This window comes from Pseudomonas sp. PME37.24/025 (assembly GCF_055556615.1).
The window spans coordinates 1-343 of record NZ_JBVHNK010000061.1; the positions used below are offsets into that span (position 1 = coordinate 1).

The 343-nt window shown below is 49.3% G+C and carries 1 protein-coding gene; it reads left to right on the forward strand.

Annotated elements, in window-relative coordinates; genetic code table 11:
- Nucleotides 1-26 precede the first annotated feature (26 nt).
- The coding region (locus ACZ3HH_RS29495) for an elongation factor 1-alpha C-terminal domain-related protein (RefSeq protein WP_465810054.1) at nt 27-343 on the forward strand (317 nt) is incomplete at its 3' end.

Below are 343 nucleotides of genomic sequence, written 5' to 3' on the forward strand. Positions count from 1 at the left end.
ATGTGGATGTTTCCCGAGGGGATGTCTTGGCTAAAGGTGAAGTGACCGTCTCCAATAAATTCAGTGCCGATCTGTGCTGGTTTGATGAAGATGCCTTGACCATCGGTCGCAAGTATCTGCTCAAGACAGGTACCGCGATCATTCCGGCCAAGGTGCAATCGGTGACGGATGTGCTTGATATTCATACCCTGGCTTTGCACAATACTGCGCAAGAGCAGTCCAGCCGTACCGATGTGAAGATGAACGATATTGCGATTGTGAGTGTACTGGCGCAAAAGCCAATTGTTTGCGAGCCTTATGCAGTCAATCATGCGACCGGCGCTTTTGTGTTGATTGATGAAGT